16 protein-coding genes and 1 tRNA gene are annotated in these 17,130 nt (G+C 65.6%); 6 read left to right on the top strand and 11 right to left on the bottom strand.

Features of this window, described 5'->3' with window-relative positions:
- Position 1 precedes the first annotated feature (1 nt).
- Positions 2-934, bottom strand: coding sequence for an arginase (gene rocF / locus FJ956_RS27210; RefSeq protein WP_140683124.1), 933 nt, complete (start codon positions 932-934; stop codon positions 2-4).
- Between the two features lie 128 nt (positions 935-1,062).
- Between rocF and FJ956_RS27205 the strand changes: the two genes are divergently transcribed.
- Complete coding sequence (locus FJ956_RS27205) at positions 1,063-1,503, top strand: Lrp/AsnC family transcriptional regulator (protein WP_140683121.1); 441 nt, start codon at positions 1,063-1,065, stop codon at positions 1,501-1,503.
- Between the two features lie 102 nt (positions 1,504-1,605).
- On the opposite strand, the gene FJ956_RS27200 is transcribed toward FJ956_RS27205, so the two are convergent.
- The 5 genes from FJ956_RS27200 to FJ956_RS27180 form a co-directional block, all read right to left on the bottom strand.
- The gene (locus FJ956_RS27200; RefSeq protein ID WP_140683118.1) at positions 1,606-1,989 is read right to left on the bottom strand and encodes a hypothetical protein; all 384 of its coding nucleotides are present in this window, start codon (positions 1,987-1,989) and stop codon (positions 1,606-1,608) included.
- A gap of 215 nt (positions 1,990-2,204) precedes the next feature.
- Positions 2,205-2,402 carry a hypothetical protein gene (locus tag FJ956_RS27195; RefSeq protein ID WP_140683115.1) on the bottom strand — a complete coding sequence of 66 codons (198 nt, stop codon included), beginning with the start codon at positions 2,400-2,402 and terminating at the stop codon, positions 2,205-2,207.
- A gap of 695 nt (positions 2,403-3,097) precedes the next feature.
- A complete protein-coding gene (locus tag FJ956_RS27190; protein ID WP_140683112.1) occupies positions 3,098-4,231 on the bottom strand; it encodes a glycosyltransferase family 4 protein in 1,134 nt (377 codons plus the stop codon).
- 8 nt (positions 4,232-4,239) lie between these two features.
- Positions 4,240-5,217 carry a hypothetical protein gene (locus FJ956_RS27185; protein ID WP_140683109.1) on the bottom strand — a complete coding sequence of 326 codons (978 nt, stop codon included), beginning with the start codon at positions 5,215-5,217 and terminating at the stop codon, positions 4,240-4,242.
- Between the two features lie 335 nt (positions 5,218-5,552).
- A tRNA-Gly gene (locus FJ956_RS27180) sits at positions 5,553-5,627 on the bottom strand.
- Between the two features lie 260 nt (positions 5,628-5,887).
- Here FJ956_RS27180 and FJ956_RS27175 point away from each other — a divergent pair.
- From FJ956_RS27175 to FJ956_RS27160, 4 genes are all read left to right on the top strand, one after another.
- Entirely contained in the window at positions 5,888-6,382 is a 495-nt protein-coding gene (locus FJ956_RS27175) for a prolyl-tRNA synthetase associated domain-containing protein (protein WP_140683106.1), read from the top strand.
- Between the two features lie 120 nt (positions 6,383-6,502).
- Complete coding sequence (gene trxA / locus FJ956_RS27170; protein WP_140683103.1) at positions 6,503-7,495, top strand: thioredoxin; 993 nt, start codon at positions 6,503-6,505, stop codon at positions 7,493-7,495.
- A gap of 385 nt (positions 7,496-7,880) precedes the next feature.
- Positions 7,881-8,552, top strand: a complete 672-nt coding sequence (locus tag FJ956_RS27165; RefSeq protein ID WP_140683100.1) for an LON peptidase substrate-binding domain-containing protein — start codon at positions 7,881-7,883, stop codon at positions 8,550-8,552.
- Positions 8,553-8,575: 23 nt separating this feature from the next.
- Complete coding sequence (locus FJ956_RS27160) at positions 8,576-8,818, top strand: Trm112 family protein (RefSeq protein ID WP_140683097.1); 243 nt, start codon at positions 8,576-8,578, stop codon at positions 8,816-8,818.
- A gap of 246 nt (positions 8,819-9,064) precedes the next feature.
- Here FJ956_RS27160 and FJ956_RS27150 read toward each other — a convergent pair whose 3' ends face one another.
- Genes FJ956_RS27150 through FJ956_RS27140 form a run of 3 tightly spaced genes read right to left on the bottom strand, consistent with a single transcriptional unit; the run spans position 9,065 to position 14,944 of the window.
- Positions 9,065-12,397: an error-prone DNA polymerase gene (locus FJ956_RS27150; RefSeq protein ID WP_140683095.1), complete on the bottom strand. Its 3,333-nt coding sequence runs from the start codon at positions 12,395-12,397 to the stop codon at positions 9,065-9,067.
- The gene (locus FJ956_RS27145; protein WP_140683198.1) at positions 12,394-13,884 is read right to left on the bottom strand and encodes a DUF6504 family protein; all 1,491 of its coding nucleotides are present in this window, start codon (positions 13,882-13,884) and stop codon (positions 12,394-12,396) included. The genes FJ956_RS27150 and FJ956_RS27145 overlap by 4 nt, the downstream gene beginning before the upstream one ends.
- A complete protein-coding gene (locus FJ956_RS27140) occupies positions 13,826-14,944 on the bottom strand; it encodes a hypothetical protein (protein WP_140683092.1) in 1,119 nt (372 codons plus the stop codon). The genes FJ956_RS27145 and FJ956_RS27140 overlap by 59 nt, the downstream gene beginning before the upstream one ends.
- 183 nt (positions 14,945-15,127) lie before the next feature.
- On the opposite strand from FJ956_RS27140, the gene FJ956_RS27135 reads away from it, so the two are divergent.
- Positions 15,128-15,565 (top strand): metallopeptidase family protein, encoded by a 438-nt coding sequence (locus tag FJ956_RS27135; RefSeq protein WP_140683089.1) that lies wholly within the window; start codon positions 15,128-15,130, stop codon positions 15,563-15,565.
- Between the two features lie 252 nt (positions 15,566-15,817).
- Here the strand turns inward: FJ956_RS27135 and FJ956_RS27130 are convergent, their stop codons facing one another.
- Positions 15,818-16,024 (bottom strand): DUF1737 domain-containing protein, encoded by a 207-nt coding sequence (locus FJ956_RS27130; RefSeq protein WP_140647198.1) that lies wholly within the window; start codon positions 16,022-16,024, stop codon positions 15,818-15,820.
- A gap of 29 nt (positions 16,025-16,053) precedes the next feature.
- Positions 16,054-16,932 carry a CoA ester lyase gene (locus tag FJ956_RS27125; protein ID WP_140683086.1) on the bottom strand — a complete coding sequence of 293 codons (879 nt, stop codon included), beginning with the start codon at positions 16,930-16,932 and terminating at the stop codon, positions 16,054-16,056.
- Positions 16,933-17,130 lie beyond the last annotated feature (198 nt).

The raw sequence follows: 17,130 nt of genomic DNA, 5'->3' as shown, positions 1-17,130 counted from the left end.
ATCAGAGGCTTCCGGAGTGGCTGCGGGTCGGGCGGTCCATGATGCGGCGGCCCATCAGGCTGGCCGTGAGGTCGACCATCAGGGTCGCGGTGCGGCCGCGCTCGTCGAGGAAGGGGTTGAGCTCGACCAGGTCGAGGCTCGAAACCAGGCCTGAGTCGGACAGCATCTCCATCACCAGATGCGCCTCGCGGAACGTGGCGCCGCCGGGCACCGTGGTGCCGACGGCGGGCGCGATCGAGGGGTCGAGGAAATCGACGTCGAGGCTGACATGCAAGAGCCCGTTCTCCTTCTCGACGCGGGCCAGGAAGGCGCGCAGCAAGGGCGCGATGCCGTGCTCGTCGATGGCGCGCATGTCGTGCACGGTGACGCCGGCTTGCGTAAGCGCGCGGCGCTCGGCCGGGTCGACGCTGCGCAGGCCGATGGCGCAGATGCGGGCCGGGTCGACCGCTTGCGGCAGATCCGGGAAATAGCCCTGAAAACCGGCCTGGCCGCTGGCATAGGCGAGCGGCACGCCGTGCAGATTGCCGCTGGTGGTGGTGTCGAGCGTGTGGAAATCGGGATGCGCGTCGAGCCACAGCACGAAGAGCGGCCGGCCGCGCTCGGCCGCGCGGCGCGCCACGCCGGACACTGTGCCGGCGGAGATCGAATGGTCGCCGCCGAGGAAGATCGGCATGGCGTCCCTGGAAGCGGCGTAGGCGGTCTCGGCGATCGCCGCCGTCCAGGCGGAGATCTCCGGCAGCGCCTTCAGGGCCAGATTGCCGTGCACCACGGGCCGCGCCATGACCTTCTCGACCGCGCCCCAGTCCTCGACCTCGTGGCCGAGCTCGGCCAGCACCGAGACAAGCCCCGCCGTGCGCAGCGCGCTCGGCCCCATCTCGCATCCCATCCTGCCCGCGCCGTCCTGCACCGGCGCGCCGACGATCCTGCAGCGCATTTTTTCTCACCTTGCGATTGATCGAGGGAGTGAACCATCAGCCGCTGGCGGTTTGAACAGCGAAAATTGGCATTTCGAGAAGATTGATCTATCATATTGATCAGATGATTTGATCGAAATGGAAAGCCATGGACGCTCTCGACGAGAAGCTGGTGACGCTGCTGAGGCACGATGCGCGGCGCAGCGTATCCGACCTCGCCATCGATCTCGGCGTGTCGCGCGCAACGGTCAGGTCGCGCATGGAACGGCTGGAAAAGTCCGGCGAGATCATCGGCTACACGGTGGTGCTGCGCGCCGACGCGGTCGATCAGAGGATACGCGGCGTGATGACGATCGAGATCGAGGGCCACGCCGCCGACCGCGTCGTCAGGGCGCTTGGCGGCCTCGCCGAGGTCTCGACCATCCACACCACAAACGGCCGCTGGGACCTGGTGGTCGAGCTCGGCACCGCCACGCTGACGGATTTCGACGCCGTGCTGCGGCGCATAAGGCTGATCCCCGGCATAACGGGAAGCGAGACCAGCCTGCTCTTGGCGACACCGAGGACTACCAGGGCGCGACTGGCGTAGCCTAGCGATCGACGATTGCAACCGGTGGGGCTCTTGTTTTCGTGCGACCCGGCCCAAAGCGAGCCGGCCGGATCGCACCGCTTCATGCAGGGCGCATGTTCGTCAGCCGTTCGGATAATAGCCGCCGTCCGAGCCGTCGCCGATATAGATTCCCTGGCCGGTGGCATCCCGAAGCCGCTGATCCAGCTCGTTGATCTGCCCGATCGCCGAACGGCCTCCGGTGGGCTGGATGCTATCGGCTTGCTGCATCAGATCGCGGGCCTTGTCCTCGGAGATCTTGCCGAGCTTGCTGGCGTCGCGGATACCTTGCTTGACGCCAAGCAGCTGCTCCGTCGCGGCTCTCGCCTCCGGATCCACCGGCACCGACGCAGTGGTTGTGGTGTCGACCGCCGCTCTATGGTGGCGGTGCACGGCATAGGCGCTGGAAAGCGGTATGGCCGCGAAGATCGAGGCGGCCGCGATGAGTTTTGGGATGAATGAACGCATGATGACATCTCCTCGTGATGGAGGAAGCGGTGAAACCGCTTTTTCCGAAACGGGCCGTCCGGTCGCGTCGTGTCGCGGTGCAGGCCATTCACCGCCGGCGTTTCTCGGCCCAAAACAGACATATAGAAGCCGCCCCGGCGTTGAAACGAGGGTGGAACGCAAACGTTATCCGATGTGAACAGGCACTGAATCGCCGATGCGCGGGACCGGGGTCTTCAGGCGACGCTGGCGAACGGGACCGGCGAACTGGCAGCCTGCCCGCCAAGCCCGGCATTGGCCAGGTCGGCAAGCCGCTCGGCTTCGCCGCGCGTCAGCCCGATCAGCGGCCGGCCGTCCATCTCCGCCGGGATGTCGAAAGCCAGATCACACACAAGCCAGTCGTCGCACGGATCCTGCATCGCTGCGAACCTCATTGGCGCTCCTTGTTCCGGCGCAGCTAGAGCGTTTCGCCGTTTCACGGGGGACCGCTGAACCACCCTAAGTCTTGGTTTTGGCGATGTGTTTGCCCCGCAACCGCTGCGCGCTTCCACGACACGCAAAGAACTCGGAGTAGAATCGGATTGTTCCCGCATGGGCCAGTAAAATATCGATAAAAGGCTGAAATATCGAGAAAGTGTGGCCGGCTGCGGCGTCGAGAGGAGCTCATTCGCCTGGCCGGCGAACTCCTCCGCTTGCTCGCGCGTGAGACCGAGCAGCACCATGTCCGGTATCTGCGCCGGGCAACCGGCCCGCAGATCGTACACCATCCATTGGCCGCATGGATCCTGTAAGGCTGTGAACCTCATGGCCGTTTTGTTTAGCTATGCCCCAACGTTACGACTTGCGGGAATGGTCCCCGCGAGACTGCCCGGCCGGATTAATTCCGGCACTTTCACTCAACATATAGTTGTCGGGCGCCCGGCAAAAGAGGCTCTACAGTCCCTTCGGCATGCGACCCAAGTCTGATGGGTCGCCGATATTTTTGGGATGGCGAACGCTACCTGCCCAGGAGAAATATCGCATCCATCTGCTTGATCTCTTTTGCGGGAAGTCCGTGACGGAAGGCGCCCCGGCGATCGGTTCAGTCGAGAACTTTTTCGGGCCATGCGCGGGGCCAAGACGCGCTGCCCTATTCATGCCCACGTTTGCGCGAGATGGATTTGATGATTTTCTTGAGACGAGACGACCATCTCCGCGCGAGCTTCCTTTCCAGATAGGCGATGCGCCCGCGCAGCGCCGGCAAGCTTTCTCTCTCCAGCCACATCGCGTCAACCTCGCTCGCCAGGCGTTCGAGATAGGCCGCGAACGGACCCGCTGCCGGCTCCGGCACACCGGATTCCAACGCTTTTCGATAAAGGCCTTCCAGCCCGTCGACCGCAATCTGGAGGGTTCGTTCGCGCCGCACCTTTGCCGTCACCTGGGCCGCGTCCTGCGGCGAATAGAGAGCAAGCTCCCGGCGCAGCCATGCCTCGTTGATCGGCGTCGCGCCGCTGTAGTAGCGGGGTCCGAAATTCAAGAAGGAGCCGCGGTCGAAGTTCTCCAAGGTCACCAGTCCACCGGCCTGGGTCGGCGCTAGCGTCATCACCGCGCAACCGGTCGCCATTGCTTCCAGCGCGGATTTGCCGCTGGCGAAGACGAGATCATATTGCTGCAGCAGCATTTCCGGCCGGGGTTGGCTGTTGCCATAGGCCGCGCCGATCTTGTCGAGTTGGAGACCGAGCGCGGCACAACCGGATTCCAGTTGCGAAAGCTCGATCGCGGGCAGGCCACTGCTCTGGAAGAGCAGCGCCCGGCGCATCTCCCGAGGCGGCGCGCGCACCTCGGAGAAGCGCGTCGTGTTGACAAAGTTCGGCACGCAGGAAACACGCCCGGGATCGAGATCGAACTCGGCGATGGCGCGTCGCACCATCCATTCGCACATCATCACGTAGCAGTGGATGCGCCGGTGCATGGGCGGCTGCTCCACCCATGGTATGGCGCCGTGGCAATAGTAGACGGCGGGCGTTGTTTCGAAGCGCGCCATGGCTGCCATGGCCGGCAGATGATGGTGGGCGTGGATCAGGTCCGGGGTCCACGGCACATCGTCCAGGCGGGATACCACACGCACGCCGCTTGGCCAGAGCAGTTTGGCGACACCGCCGAGACGAGGGCTGAAAACCGTGATTTCGTGGCCGCGCTCGGCCATTTCGCGGGCGACCTCGACGGTGACCATCTCCGACCCGTGGAAGTCGACAAGCTCGCGTTGGGTCATCAGGAGCCGCATGCCGGCTCCTATAAGCGGCACGGGGGCACGGCGACGATAAGGCCGGCCCTTGCGGCGTCGTTGAGATAGCCGATCCCGAAGGGCAGGACTGGACGGTCGCCCCTGTCGCCATAGGCCGCTGCCAGCTCCGACTGATCATATTTCGCGAACACCGGAATATCGGCGACAAAGCGCCCATGCAGCTCGATATGCCATCCCCAGTCGCGCAACAGGCGGTAAGGGATGCCGCTTGGATCCTGCACCAGAACATCGGTCCGTTCCCGCAGAAGACAGCGAAGCCGCTCGAAGGTCGGTTCGTGCAGGAGATAGCTCGCGCTCTTCACAAACGTCGCCAAGCGGCGCGTGGCCCCAAGATGACGGCTGAGCGGACTCTCCCGCGCCCAGTGTTCGTCGCGAAGGTCCTGCTGGAAATAAGTGAGGCGGGTTGGCGCCGCCCGGTCACCGAACAGGATATGGATCCCCGTGCCTTCGACGGGATCGATCCGGTGCAGCGGCTGTCCGGCATGGGCGATCTGCGCGATCAGGAGCGGCAGGACGCCCCCTATGCTGCTGCTCGTCAGCTGCGATTGCAGATCCTTGGTGACGAAATAGGAGCAGTCGAGATAGTGCCGCAAGATGTCCACTATGCCGGCCAACGCGAAGTCGTCCGGTCTCTGCGCGGGCGGCCAGGGACCGCATGGTTCGGCGCCAACCAGGATATATTCTCGAGCCTGCGGGAAAAGGTGAAGGGGGAACAGCAGGTCCGGGCCGCCGAAAGGATAGAAAATGGTCTCGACCACGGTCCGGTGCGTCGCAAGGTTATTCTGCGCCCAGTGCCCCGCCGGCTCGGCGAAACGGCGCTTGAAACGTGCGAACAAGCCATGAATCGCTTCGGCGGGCCCGGATCCGGAGGGAGCCCGAGCAAAACCCTGCAATAGAGGCGAGAGCGCCTCCGCCAGCCCGCTGAGCGGCTCCAGATCGGCCTGCCGGCAATCAGGCTGGTACACGCGGCACCTGCGCGGCGGACGCCTCCGCGGCGACCGGATCGACAATCGCGGCGCGAGGAGCAACCGTTAATGAGAGAGGGAAAGCCATGGTTATGGAGCCTGTTCAGGCGACATATTGCGGCACGCGTGCCTGCGTTACGCGACAGGCGCCCCCGCCAAAGGGCTGCCTCGCCGTTGTTAGCGTACCTCCGGTGCGGGGGGCAATCGTGAAATGATCCGCGCAAGCGGCGGCCAGGCGGCGGCCATGAGCGTCCAGCAGCGTATGTCAGCGGCAAAATGAAAAGGGCCGGATCGATCCGGCCCTTTTTCATTGCGCTTGATTTCCTTGAGGAAACTGGAGCGGGTGAAGCGATTCGAACGCTCGACCCCAACCTTGGCAAGGTTGTGCTCTACCCCTGAGCTACACCCGCTCGCGCGGCCTTGGGCCGCAAGCCGGGCCTATATGGCCGAAGAGCGCGGCGATTGCAACAGGGAAATGACGGTCTTTTGGCGGGAAGCCCTCGCGCGGCGAAGTTCGCTTCGAAAGCATCGAAGCGTGTCCAAAACCGGGCCGGTCGCGAGTCCCGGGCAAAGCCGCCGTTCGCGTTGCCTGGAATCGTCGCGGCAGCCTTGCCCCGAGGGCATCGTTGGCCGTAAACGGCATGAACCCTGTTCGACCGCGCGAGGACCGATGCCGAAGACCGAAGCCGAGCTCAACGAATTTCTTGCCGATCTCGGCATTGCCGTCACGACGGTGCGGCACCCGCCGCTGTTCACGGTCGCCGATTCGCAAGGCCTGCGCGGCGAAATCGCCGGCGGCCACACCAAGAACCTGTTCCTCAAGGACAAGAAGGACAATTATTTCCTCGTCACCGTCGGCGAGGACGCCGTGGTCGACCTGAAACAGATCCACCACCTGATCGGCGCCGCCAGCCGGGTGTCCTTCGGCAAGCCGGAAATGCTGATGGAGCTGCTCGGCGTCATCCCCGGCGCGGTCACCGTTTTCGGCCTGATCAACGACACGGAAGGGAAGGTCAAGATCGTGCTCGACCAGGCGTTGATGAGCCATGACGTCGTCAACGGCCACCCGCTGACCAATGAGGCGACGACCTCGATCGCCGCCGCCGACCTGATCAGATTCGTCGAGGCAACCGGCCACGATCCTGTTATCCTGAAAGTCTCATGACCTTGAAAGTCCCGTTACCTTGAAACTCGGGGGCTGATCGCCACATGGAAGGCGGTCTTTGAAATCCGACAATGACGCGCCGGGCGCCGACGCCGGGAGCGCGACCGAAAGGGCGAGAATATGAGTGACGACAATCCGTATAGCGGCGCGTTCGGCGGCAATGGCGGCCAGTACGCCCAGACGGTGCAGTATGGCGGCGGCGACCGCGCCAAGGTTTCGCTGGGTGACGCGCCGGCGGCGGCCGACCTGATCAAGGACACGACAACAGCAGCCTTTGCCGCCGACGTCATCCAGGAATCGCGCCGCCAGCCGGTGCTGGTCGACTTCTGGGCGCCGTGGTGCGGGCCCTGCAAGCAGCTGACGCCGCAGCTCGAAAAGGCGGTGCAGGCCGCCGGCGGCAAGGTCAAGCTGGTCAAGATGAACATCGACGATCACCCCTCGATCGCCGGCCAGCTCGGCATCCAATCGATTCCCGCGGTCATCGCCTTCAAGGACGGCCAGCCCGTCGACGGCTTCATGGGCGCGGTCCCGGAAAGCCAGGTCGCCCAGTTCATCGAGAAGGTCGGCGGCAAGGGCGGCGGCGCGCCGCAGATCGCCGACGCGCTTGCCGCGGCGGCCGAGGCGCGTACGGCCGGCGACGTCCAGACCGCGGCCGACATCTACGATGCGATCCTCGAGCAGGCGCCGGAGACGATCGAGGCGGTCGCGGGCCTGGGTGAGATCCTGTTCGATGCCGGGGACGCGGAAGGCGCCGAAGCCGTTCTGGCGCGGGCGCCCGAGGACAAGAAGGACGCGCCGGCGCTGGCGGCGCTGCGTGCCAAGATGACGCTTGCCGCGGAAGCGGCCGCGCTTGGCAATCCGGCCGAGCTCGAGCGCCGGCTCGCCGCCGACCCGGCCGACCATCAGGCGCGCTTCGACCTGGCGATGCTCCAGAACGCGCGCGGCGAGCGCAATGCCGCCGCCGACAACCTGCTGGCGATCGTCAAGGCCGACCGGACCTGGAACGACGACGGCGCCAGGGCGCAGCTGTTGAAGCTGTTCGAGGCCTGGGGAATGACCGACGAGGCGACGCTCGCGGCACGCCGCAAGCTCTCGTCGCTGCTGTTCTCCTAGAGCCGGATGATTTCAGGTCGAACCGACCTGAAATCATCCGGCTCTAAATCAAAGAGATAGAGCATGATGTCGTCCGAAACCGCTCCACACTTTTCGGCATCATGCTCTGGAGCGGTTCGGCGTTTCACAGAATCGCCGAACCGCTTTAAGTTTGGTTTTGCGCAATTCCGGACGGGAGGCTACGGCGAAGTCGCCGAAGCTGACCGCCAGGCATTTTTCCCGGAATTGCCGTGATTTTTTGCCGGCTGTCGCGGCCGGCAGGCTTGCGCAGCGGGACGTCAGCGCCAGATAAGGGCGGGGCCGGATGCCGATAGAGACGAATTTGCCTGTGCGAGAGGAGATTGCAGCTTGATGCGCTTGCCGGCGTTGCTTTGGGAGGGTCGCGGTGCGCGTCGGTAACGCACTCTACCGGCTTGCCAAGGATCTGCCGTCGGCAATCCCGGTGTTCCCTCTCGCCGGGGCGCTGCTTCTGCCGGGCGGCCGCATGCCGCTCAACGTCTTCGAGCCGCGCTATCTGCAGATGATCGACCTGGCGATGGCCGGCTCGCGGCTGATCGGCATGATCCAGCCCAGCCTCGACGGCGCATTGCGCGACGACGGCGAGCCGGAACTGTGCAGCGTCGGTTGCGCCGGGCGCATCATCTCGCTCGCCGAGACCGGCGACGGGCGCTATTTGATCTCGCTGCAGGGCGTATGCCGGTTTCGCATCGTGCAGGAGCTCACGGCAAAGGCGCCGTTCCGGCAGTGCAAGATCGCGCCGTTTCTCGCCGATCTCGAGGAAGACCCAGCCGGCGCCGAGGTCGACCGGCCGGCGCTGCTCAAGGCGTTTCGCGCCTATCTGCAGGCCAACGACCTCGAGGCCGACTGGGAAAGCGTCAGCCGCGCCGAAAACGGCATGCTGGTCAACGCGCTGTCGATGATGGCGCCTTATGGACCGGCCGAGAAGCAGGCGCTGCTGGAAGCGCCGGACCTGAAGACGCGCGCCGAGACGCTGATCGCCATCACCGAAATGACGCTGGCGCGCGAGGATGATGAATTTGGCTCGAGTCTACAATAGCTTGCCGGCACAGGGATGAGTTCATGGCGGACGGACGGGACGGACGAAAAGCCACGGTCGACCCGAAGCTGCTGGAGCTGCTCGCCTGCCCGCTGACCAAGGGGCCGCTGACCTGGGACCCCGAGCGCAGCGAGCTGGTCTCGCGCGTGGCGAAGCTCGCCTATCCGGTGCGCGACGGTATCCCGATCATGCTGCCTTCGGAGGCGCGCACGATCTCGGCCGAGGACATGCTGGCGCCGCCGCCGCGGCTCGGCGGGCCGTCGTGAGCCGGAGGGCCTCAAAGTCCCATGACATAGGTTGGCGATCCTTCGCGCCCCCCTCTGTCCTGCCGGACATCTCCCCCACAAGGGGGGAGATTGGCAGATTCGGCCGCGGCACCATTCCTGCAAAGTCGGAAATTGGCGAAGGCCGGCGTGACATCCGATCTCCCCCCTTGTGGGGGAGATGGCCGGCAGGCCAGAGGGGGGCGCTGTCCCGCCGGCGCCGGGGGCCTGCGTCGTGACATATCGCTGCTACTGAAAATTGCGCCCCTTCGGCATGACCTGGCGTGCCGTGTCCGACAGCGTGGCGATATCCTGGCGGACCGGCAGGCCACGATTTGCGGCGGCTCCAACCGGCCGTTCGGCGGGATTATGCTCGATGACCGGGCGGTTGGCGGACTCCAGCAACACGCTCAGCCAGGAGGTCAGATCCTCGATCCGGTCGGCGACGATGTGGATGACGTCCGATTCATGCTGCAGCTTGCCGGTGACGCGGATGAAGCGCGCGCCCATGACCACCGGGCGGAAGCGGTCGAAGACGCGTGGCCAGATGATGACGTTGGCGATCGACTTCTCGTCTTCCAGCGTGAGGAAGATCGCATTGCCCTTGCCCGGACGCTGGCGCACAAGCACCAGCCCGGCGACGGAAACGCGGCGGCCGTCGCGCACCGACGGCAGGCGGGCGTTGGGGGTGACGCCGGCGCGATCCAGCCTTTCGCGCAGGAAGGCGACGGGATGCTCCTTCAGCGACAGGCCGAGCGAGCGGTAGTCGTGCACGACATGCTCGCCGAGCGGCATTTTCGGCAGTTTCGTTTCCGGCTCCAGCTCACGCAGGCTGAGCGAGGGCTGGTCGAAAAGCGGCAGTTTCTCGGCGGCGCTCTTGCCGTCAAGGGCGCGGACTTCCCAGAGTGCTGCGCGGCGGTCGAGGCCGATCGAACGGAACGCATCGGCCTGCGCCAGTCTCTCGATCTCGCCGACATCGAGGCCCGAGCGCAGCCAGACGTCCCTGACTGAACGATAGCCGTCGCCGCGGCGGGCAACGACTATATCCATGCGCTCCTCGGACAGGCCCTTGATCTGGCGGAAGCCGAGGCGGACGGCATGCGCCGTCTCGATGACGCCGCGCATCGAGGCGTGGCGCTCGAGGATGCGGGACGGATCGAAGGCGGTGGCCTCCAGCGTGCAGTCCCAGACGGAATGGTTGATGTCGACCTCGCGCACCTCGACGCCATGGTCGCGCGCATCGCGCACAAGCTGCGCCGGCTGATAGAAACCCATCGGTTGCGCGTTGAGGATGGCGGCGCAGAACACGTCGGGATAAAAGGTCTTGAACCAGCAGGAGGCATAGACCAGCAGCGCGAAGGAGGCGGCATGGCTTTCGGGAAAGCCGTATTCGCCGAAGCCTTCGATCTGCTTGAAGCAGCGCTCGGCGAACTCTCTGGGATAGCCCTTGTTGACCATCCCTTCGACCATTCGCGTTTCATAGTTTCCTATCGTGCCGGTGCGTTTGAAGGTCGCCATGGCGCGGCGCAACTCGTCGGCCTCACCCGGCTTGAAGCCGCCGGCGACGATGGCGATCTTCATTGCCTGCTCCTGGAACAAAGGCACGCCAAGCGTCTTGCCGAGAATCTCTTCCAACTCAGGCTTGGGGTATTCGGCCTTCTCCTTGCCCTGCCGCCGGCGCAGATAGGGATGCACCATGTCGCCCTGGATCGGGCCGGGGCGCACGATCGCCACCTCGATGACGAGGTCGTAGAAATTTGCCGGCCTGAGGCGCGGCAGCATCGACATCTGCGCGCGCGACTCGATCTGGAAGACGCCGAGCGTATCGGCTCTTTGGATCATGGCGTAGACGCGCCTGTCCTCTTCGGGAAGGGTGGCGAGCACATAAGGCTGTCCGAACGGATCCCGGGCCCGCGGATAATGATCGGTGAGCAAGGTGAAGGCGCGCTTCAGGCAGGTCAGCATGCCGAGCGCCAGCACGTCCACCTTGAGGATCTTCACCGCGTCGAGATCGTCCTTGTCCCACTCGACCATCTTGCGCTCCTCCATCGCCGTCTTGACGATGGGCACGACCTCGTCGAGCCGGTCGCGGGTGATGACGAAGCCGCCAACATGCTGGGAAAGATGGCGGGGAAAGCCCATGATCTCGTTGGCGCGTTCCAGCACCTGCCTGGACAGCGGATCGGTGCGGTCGAGGCCGCCGGCATTGGCTTCCCTTTCGCCGAGCTCGGAGGTCGACCAGCCCCAGATGGTGCTGGACAGCGCGCTGCGGACATCCTCCGACAGGCCCATGGCCTTGGCCACCTCGCGCAGGGCCGAGCGGCCGCGATAGCTGATGACGGCGGCAGCCAAGGCGGTGCGCTTGGCGCTGTATTTCGTATAGATGTACTGAATGACCTCCTCGCGCCGCTCATGCTCGAAATCGACGTCGATATCGGGCGGCTCGTTGCGCTCCTCCGAGATGAAGCGTTCGAACAAGGTGTCGATGCGCTCGGGTCCGACCTCGGTGATGCCGATGCAGAAGCAGATGATCGAATTGGCGGCCGAGCCGCGGCCCTGGCAGAGGATGTCCTGGCTGCGGGCGAATTTGACGATGTCATGGACGGTGAGGAAATAGCGGGCATAGTTCAGGCGCTCGATCAAAGCGAGCTCGCTGTCGATGCGTTTCAGCACATCTTGGGGAATGCCGGCCGGATAGCGAACGGCCGCGCCTTCCCGCGCCAGGCGTTCGAGCTCGGCCTGCGGTCCAAGCCCGGATTCGGTCGGCTCGTCCGGATAATTGTATTCGAGGTCGCTGAGCGAGAAGGTGAGCTCGTCGGCGAAGCGCAGCGTCTCGGCCAGCGCCCGCGGGTGGCGGCGGAAAAGCCGCGCCATCTCCAGCGGCGGCTTCAGGTGGCGCTCGGCATTAGCGGTCAGCTCCAGCCCGACCTCGGAAACCGGCGTGTTGAGGCGGATCGCGGTCAGCACGTCCTGCAGCGGGCGGCGGTCGGCGGCGTGATAGAGCACGTCGTTGGTCGCCATCAGCGGGACGCGCGCGTGTTCGGCCACGGCGGAAGCCTGCTCGATGCGGAAACGATCGTTGCCGGCATAATCCGGCGCCACGGCCAGCCGGAGCGCCGCGCCAAAGCGATCCTTAAGCCGGCTAATGAATGCCAGATTGTCTTCCGCGCCTGCCGACAGATCGGGCAGGATCGCCAGCGACATCCGATCGCCCCATTCGAGCAGGTCGCTCAACTGGAGCAGCGTCGCGCCCTTCTCGTTCTCGTCGCGCAGATTGGCCTGGGTCAGCATGCGGCAGAGATGTCCCCAGCCCCGGCGGTCGCGGGGATAGGCGAGGATATCCGGCGTGCCGTCGCCGAAAACCAGGCGGCAGCCGGGGTGATAGGCCATCTTCTCCACCCTGGCCTGCTGCCAGGCGCGCACGACGCCGGCGACCGTGTTGCGGTCGGCAAGCCCGATCGACGAAAAACCGTAGAATTTCGCCGTGACGACCAGCTCCTCCGGCTTGGAAGCGCCGCGCAGGAAGGAGAAATTCGAACTTATGCCGAACTCGGCATAGGGAATGACGGTCAGCGCGTTCATGCGAACACCCCATGCATGAACCAGCGCGGCGGCGCGGCCTGCGCGGCGCTGCTGTAGAGGCCCTGGCGGTAGAGCCAGTAGCGGCGTCCCTCGCTGTCCTCGATGCGGTAATAATCGCGGGTCGGCGCCTCTTCCTCGCCGGGCAGCTGCCGCCACCATTCGGCGGCGATACGCTCCGGCCCCTCGGCGCGGGCGACACGGTAGAGCGCGCGCCGCCAGCGGAAATTCATCGGCGGTCCCTCCGGGATCTCGGTCGCCGGCACCTCGATCGGCTCGGGCGAGCGGAACAGGCGCACCGGCCGCTCCGGCGGATAGATGGTCATCGGCGGCGTTGTTCGGGGCAGCGCCGCCCGTCCGGCCGCCGGGGCGCGCCTTTGCGGCGCTTCGGCGAAAGGCACGGTTTTGACGGCGCGTTCCGGCAGATGGCTTTCGACGACCACCGGCTTCAGCACGGCGGCCTCGCCGAGACGGGCGCGGACGCGGTCGGCAAAGAGCGCGATGTCGGCGTCATCGTCGTCCGTATCGCCGGTGAGGTCGCCCTGAGCCAAGTCGAAGGCCGCGACCGACAACACGGACAGCCGCACGAGGTCGAAGCCGAAGCCGGCGTCGATGCTCTGCTCCAGCGCGGTGAGCCGCTCATGGAACAGTCTTTGGATCAGCCGCGGCTCGCGCATCGGGCGCGAGGTGCCGACGGCGATGCGATTGACGGCGCCGTCGACGCGGAAGAGAAGCAGCGCCAGCGTGCGCGCGCCCTCGCCGCGGCGTTCGAGGTCGGTCTTCAAGGCGATCGCCAGCCGGCTCACCAGCCGCTCGATATCGTCGGTGAGCACGACCGGCTCGGCAAGATGGCGCTCGACCGAGAGCGGCGCGACGGGAAGGCGCGGTGACACGGCCTCGTCGAGGCGGCCGAGCGCCTGGTCGAGGCGCAAAAGCAAGGTGGCGCCGAAGCGGCGGGCGAGCGGCGCGCGGGGTGCGGCCATCACCGCGCCGGCGGTGCGCAGGCCCACACTTTCCAGGCTGGCGCGGGTCTGCGGCGCGATGCGCAGCGCCGACAAGGGCAACGGCGCCAAAAGCGCTTCTTCCTCGCCGCCGGCCACGATGCGGTCGCCATGGAAGCGCGCCGCCGCCCAGGCGGCGCCCGGCGTCGAAGCCAGCCCGGCGCGGACATCGAAGCCCTGCTGGAAGAAGCGGGTTAGGATCTCGTCCTGCATGGCGCGCTCGCCGCCGAACAGATGCGTGCAGCCGGTGACGTCGAGGAACAGCCCGTCCTCGCCGTCGATCGCCACCAGCGGCGTGTAGCGGTCGCACCAGTCGGCAAGGCCTTCGAGCAGGCGGCGGTCAGCCTCCGCGTCGGCCTCCACCACGTCGATCGTCGGGTGCATGGCGCGGGCATCGGCAATGCCCATGCCGCGCTTCAGCTTCAGCGCCTCAGCCCGCTCGTCGAGGGCCGCGATGCGCTGGGTGTTGTTGTCGCGATGGCTGACCACCAGCGGCAAATGATGCGACGGACGGGAACGCCAGGACCGCCCCAGACGCTGGCGCAGGATCCGCTCCGCGGCCAGATGCGGGAACCACAGCGACAGAATTCTCTGCTCTTTCTGCAAAAGCGTGCTCATTTGGGTTCCACTCCAGTGTGAATTGTCCGGGCAGGGCCGTACGGCTCTTGCCGATATCGACTTTGAAGGCGGGGCGGCCGATCGAGCCGGCGAGCGGCCCGGCGACCGTCTCGCGGCTTGCCGCGGGCGCCGCCGAGACGATGAGGCGCACCGGGGCGGCGGTGGGGTCGGCCTCGCCGGCCTGGCGCAGCAAAAGCAGCGGACGGCCGGCATTTTGGGCCCGCGCATGCAGCCGGCGCGTGGCGGTGAGGTCGAGCCGCCGCGGACTGCCGCGGATCTCGAGGATGACCGCGGCGAAGGCCGTCATGCGGGCGGCCTCCTCGGCGATCCACAGCGCATCGAGCAGTTTTGGCGCCTCGGAAAACAGCAATTGCCCGGGCTCGATGCCGAACAGGGCGTGAAGGCCCCTGGCATAGGGAAAGCCGGCCTCATGGAAGATTTCCGCCGTGCCGACCCAGAGGATCGGCAGACCCTGCTTCTCCCTGAGAACCAGGCTTACGAGCGACAGCGCGAAGCCGGCGACAGCGCCGGCATCGCGGGTCTCCAGGCCGTGGATTTCGCTCAGCGCCGCCTTGGGCAGGCCGCCGCCGAGGGCAGTGTCGAGGCGACCGATGCCGGTGCGCAGGAAGGCGTCCGCCGAGGCCACGGCGAGGCGACCGATGCCGGTGCGCAGGAAGGCGTCCGCCGAGGCCACGGCGAGGCCACGCCGGACGATCGTCCTGTCCCGCGTCATATCCGGTCCGGTGGCATCGCCAGGGCGGTTCAGCTTTTCCGCAATTCCGGACGGAAGACCGCTTCGCGCTTCTCCTGGAATTGCTCCAGGCGCGCCAGCCATCGGCGCCTGCAGGCGCTCGGGCAGCGTTCCCTCGATCTTCGCGATCTGGCGGCGCAGGGCAAAAACAGTGTCCCGCGCCACGGCGCTCATCGCCATGACGTTCACTTCCGGTAGCAATTGTTCCTGTTATGTTCCTATAGATTCCAGAGGCGCCCGGAAGAGTCAAGCGGAGTCACAAGGAATTTATTCCTTCGGCTTTTACCCTGAAAGCGCACGCCCAGCCGGCTCATTTGCCTCAATCGGCGTGAAAGCCTATATGCCGGGATCAAAGGACGTTACATGGCCCGCATCTATAAGACACGCACCTGGCACGACCAGCTCTCGCCGTCGATGGACGAGATGGAGCTCCTGGCGCTGGAGGCCTATGCCCATCTGCCGGACGAGTTCCGCAAGCTCACCGGCGAGATCATCATCCAGATCGCCGATTTCCCGACCGACGAGATCATGGACGACCTGTCGCTGGAAACGCCCTTCGACCTGCTCGGCCTGTTCGAGGGACGCGGCATCGCCGAGCGCTGGAACCCGCAGACCGGCGAAGGTCCGAACCGCATCACGCTCTACCGCCGCGCCATACTCGACTACTGGGCCGAGAACGAAGAGACGATGGGCGACATCGTCACCCATGTGCTGATCCACGAGATCGGCCACCATTTCGGCCTGTCGGACGACGACATGGAGAGGATCGAGGAAGCGGCCGAGCAGGCGGCGGCGGGCTGAGCGCGCACCTCGTCATCCTAGGGCGAAGCAAGGAGCGAAGCGACGCGCGCAGACCCTAGGATCCATGCCGTTCCGTCAACACCAAGCCCGTGGTGCAGAATCGAACGCTTGCCGCCCGACACCGCAAAAGTCCCCTATATTCTGACCCGCTGCGCCTTTCGGCTCAGGTAACGGCATGGATTCTAGGGTCTTCGCGACGGAGCTTCGCTCCTGCTCCGCCCTAGAATGACGAAGTGGGGGTTGCCGCCCTTTCTACCAGTCGCTGAGCTTGGTGTCCGGGCCGTAGTCCTGGCCCTCGACGTCCTTCACCACGGCCTGGCCGCAGCGCATCGACTTGGTCTTCTTGTCATAGGCGTAGGTCGGCGAGCCGAACAGGTGCCAGCCCTTGTTCAGCGCCGCCGTCACCTTGTGGCAGAAGGTTGAATCGTCCGGGCCGGACAGAAAGCGGTAGAGTTTCATTTTTCGAGCCTGTCTTGAATATCGGCGCATCATGCGCCGATGATTATCGCCTTCGCCAGAAGTTTCTCGGCTTCCGCCAGATGCAGCCGCTCGACCATGCGGCCATCCAACCCGATCACGCCCTTGCCGGCATTTTCGGGCCGCGCGAACGCATCCCTGATCGCGCGGGCCCTGGCCAGCGCCTCGGGCGACGGCGAGAAGGCCAGGTTCGCCGGCTCGATCTGGGCGGGATGGATCAGCGACTTGCCGTCGAAACCCATGGCCGCCCCGTCGGCGCATTCGCGCGCCAGGGCGTCGAGGTCGCGAAAATCATTGGCGACACCGTCGATCACGTCGAGGCCGCCGGCCCGCGCGGCTAGCACCAGCTGCATCAGCCAGGGCATCAGATAGCGCCGGTCGGGCGTCGCCAGGATGCCGGTCGCCTTCACCAGGTCATTCGTTCCGGCAACGAAACAAGTGAGGCGCGAAGCTGGATCGCGGCCAAGCTCGGCGATGGCGCCGATGTTGAGCAGCGCCTTGGGCGTCTCGACCATCGCCCACAGTTTCACGCTGTCCGGGGCGAAATTGTCGTCGAGCAGGTCGCCGGCTTCGAGGATGTCGCGCGGCGTGCCGATCTTGGGCAGAAGAATGCCGTCGGGCTCGGCCTTGGCGATGGCCAACAGATCGTCGGCGCCCCACTCGCTGGTCAAAGGATTGATGCGCACCACCATCTCGCAGCGTTTTTCGCGCCCGGCGAGAATGCCGGCAACCTTGTCGCGCGCGGCTTTCTTGTCGGCGGGCAGGACGGCGTCCTCGAGATCGATAATGACGGCGTCGCAGGCAAGCGAAGCGATCTTGGCGAGCGCCTTGTCGTTCGAGGCGGGAATGTAAAGCACCGAGCGGCGCGGGCGGTAGGGTTCCTGAGCCATGGCCGATCTATGCAGGGTGATGGCGGATGAGGCAAGGCGGGGAGTAATCTTCTCCTTGAGGGGCCGCAAGGGTGAGATGCCCGGCAGGGCGGAGGCGCACGCTGTCCTGCCAACCCGTCCTTCGTCATTCTAGACGTTATGACCGTGGTCTGAGCGGCGGCCCGTCCTAAGTCTTTGCAGCTGTAAAGCAAACGGGGA

Source organism: Mesorhizobium sp. B2-4-3 (assembly GCF_006442815.1).
GTDB lineage: Bacteria > Pseudomonadota > Alphaproteobacteria > Rhizobiales > Rhizobiaceae > Mesorhizobium.
This window is presented reverse-complemented; position numbering and strand designations above follow the sequence as displayed.

What these genes read in the sequence shown, in the direction of transcription:
- rocF (WP_140683124.1), bottom strand. Translation starts at nt 934, where the DNA reads ATGCGCTGCAGGATCGTCGGCGCGCCGGTGCAGGACGGCGCGGGCAGG.
- FJ956_RS27205 (WP_140683121.1), top strand. Translation starts at nt 1,063, where the DNA reads ATGGACGCTCTCGACGAGAAGCTGGTGACGCTGCTGAGGCACGATGCG.
- FJ956_RS27200 (WP_140683118.1), bottom strand. Translation starts at nt 1,989, where the DNA reads ATGCGTTCATTCATCCCAAAACTCATCGCGGCCGCCTCGATCTTCGCG.
- FJ956_RS27195 (WP_140683115.1), bottom strand. Translation starts at nt 2,402, where the DNA reads ATGAGGTTCGCAGCGATGCAGGATCCGTGCGACGACTGGCTTGTGTGT.
- FJ956_RS27190 (WP_140683112.1), bottom strand. Translation starts at nt 4,231, where the DNA reads ATGCGGCTCCTGATGACCCAACGCGAGCTTGTCGACTTCCACGGGTCG.
- FJ956_RS27175 (WP_140683106.1), top strand. Translation starts at nt 5,888, where the DNA reads ATGCCGAAGACCGAAGCCGAGCTCAACGAATTTCTTGCCGATCTCGGC.
- trxA (WP_140683103.1), top strand. Translation starts at nt 6,503, where the DNA reads ATGAGTGACGACAATCCGTATAGCGGCGCGTTCGGCGGCAATGGCGGC.
- FJ956_RS27160 (WP_140683097.1), top strand. Translation starts at nt 8,576, where the DNA reads ATGGCGGACGGACGGGACGGACGAAAAGCCACGGTCGACCCGAAGCTG.
- FJ956_RS27150 (WP_140683095.1), bottom strand. Translation starts at nt 12,397, where the DNA reads ATGAACGCGCTGACCGTCATTCCCTATGCCGAGTTCGGCATAAGTTCG.
- FJ956_RS27140 (WP_140683092.1), bottom strand. Translation starts at nt 14,944, where the DNA reads ATGGCGATGAGCGCCGTGGCGCGGGACACTGTTTTTGCCCTGCGCCGC.
- FJ956_RS27135 (WP_140683089.1), top strand. Translation starts at nt 15,128, where the DNA reads ATGGCCCGCATCTATAAGACACGCACCTGGCACGACCAGCTCTCGCCG.
- FJ956_RS27130 (WP_140647198.1), bottom strand. Translation starts at nt 16,024, where the DNA reads ATGAAACTCTACCGCTTTCTGTCCGGCCCGGACGATTCAACCTTCTGC.
- FJ956_RS27125 (WP_140683086.1), bottom strand. Translation starts at nt 16,932, where the DNA reads ATGGCTCAGGAACCCTACCGCCCGCGCCGCTCGGTGCTTTACATTCCC.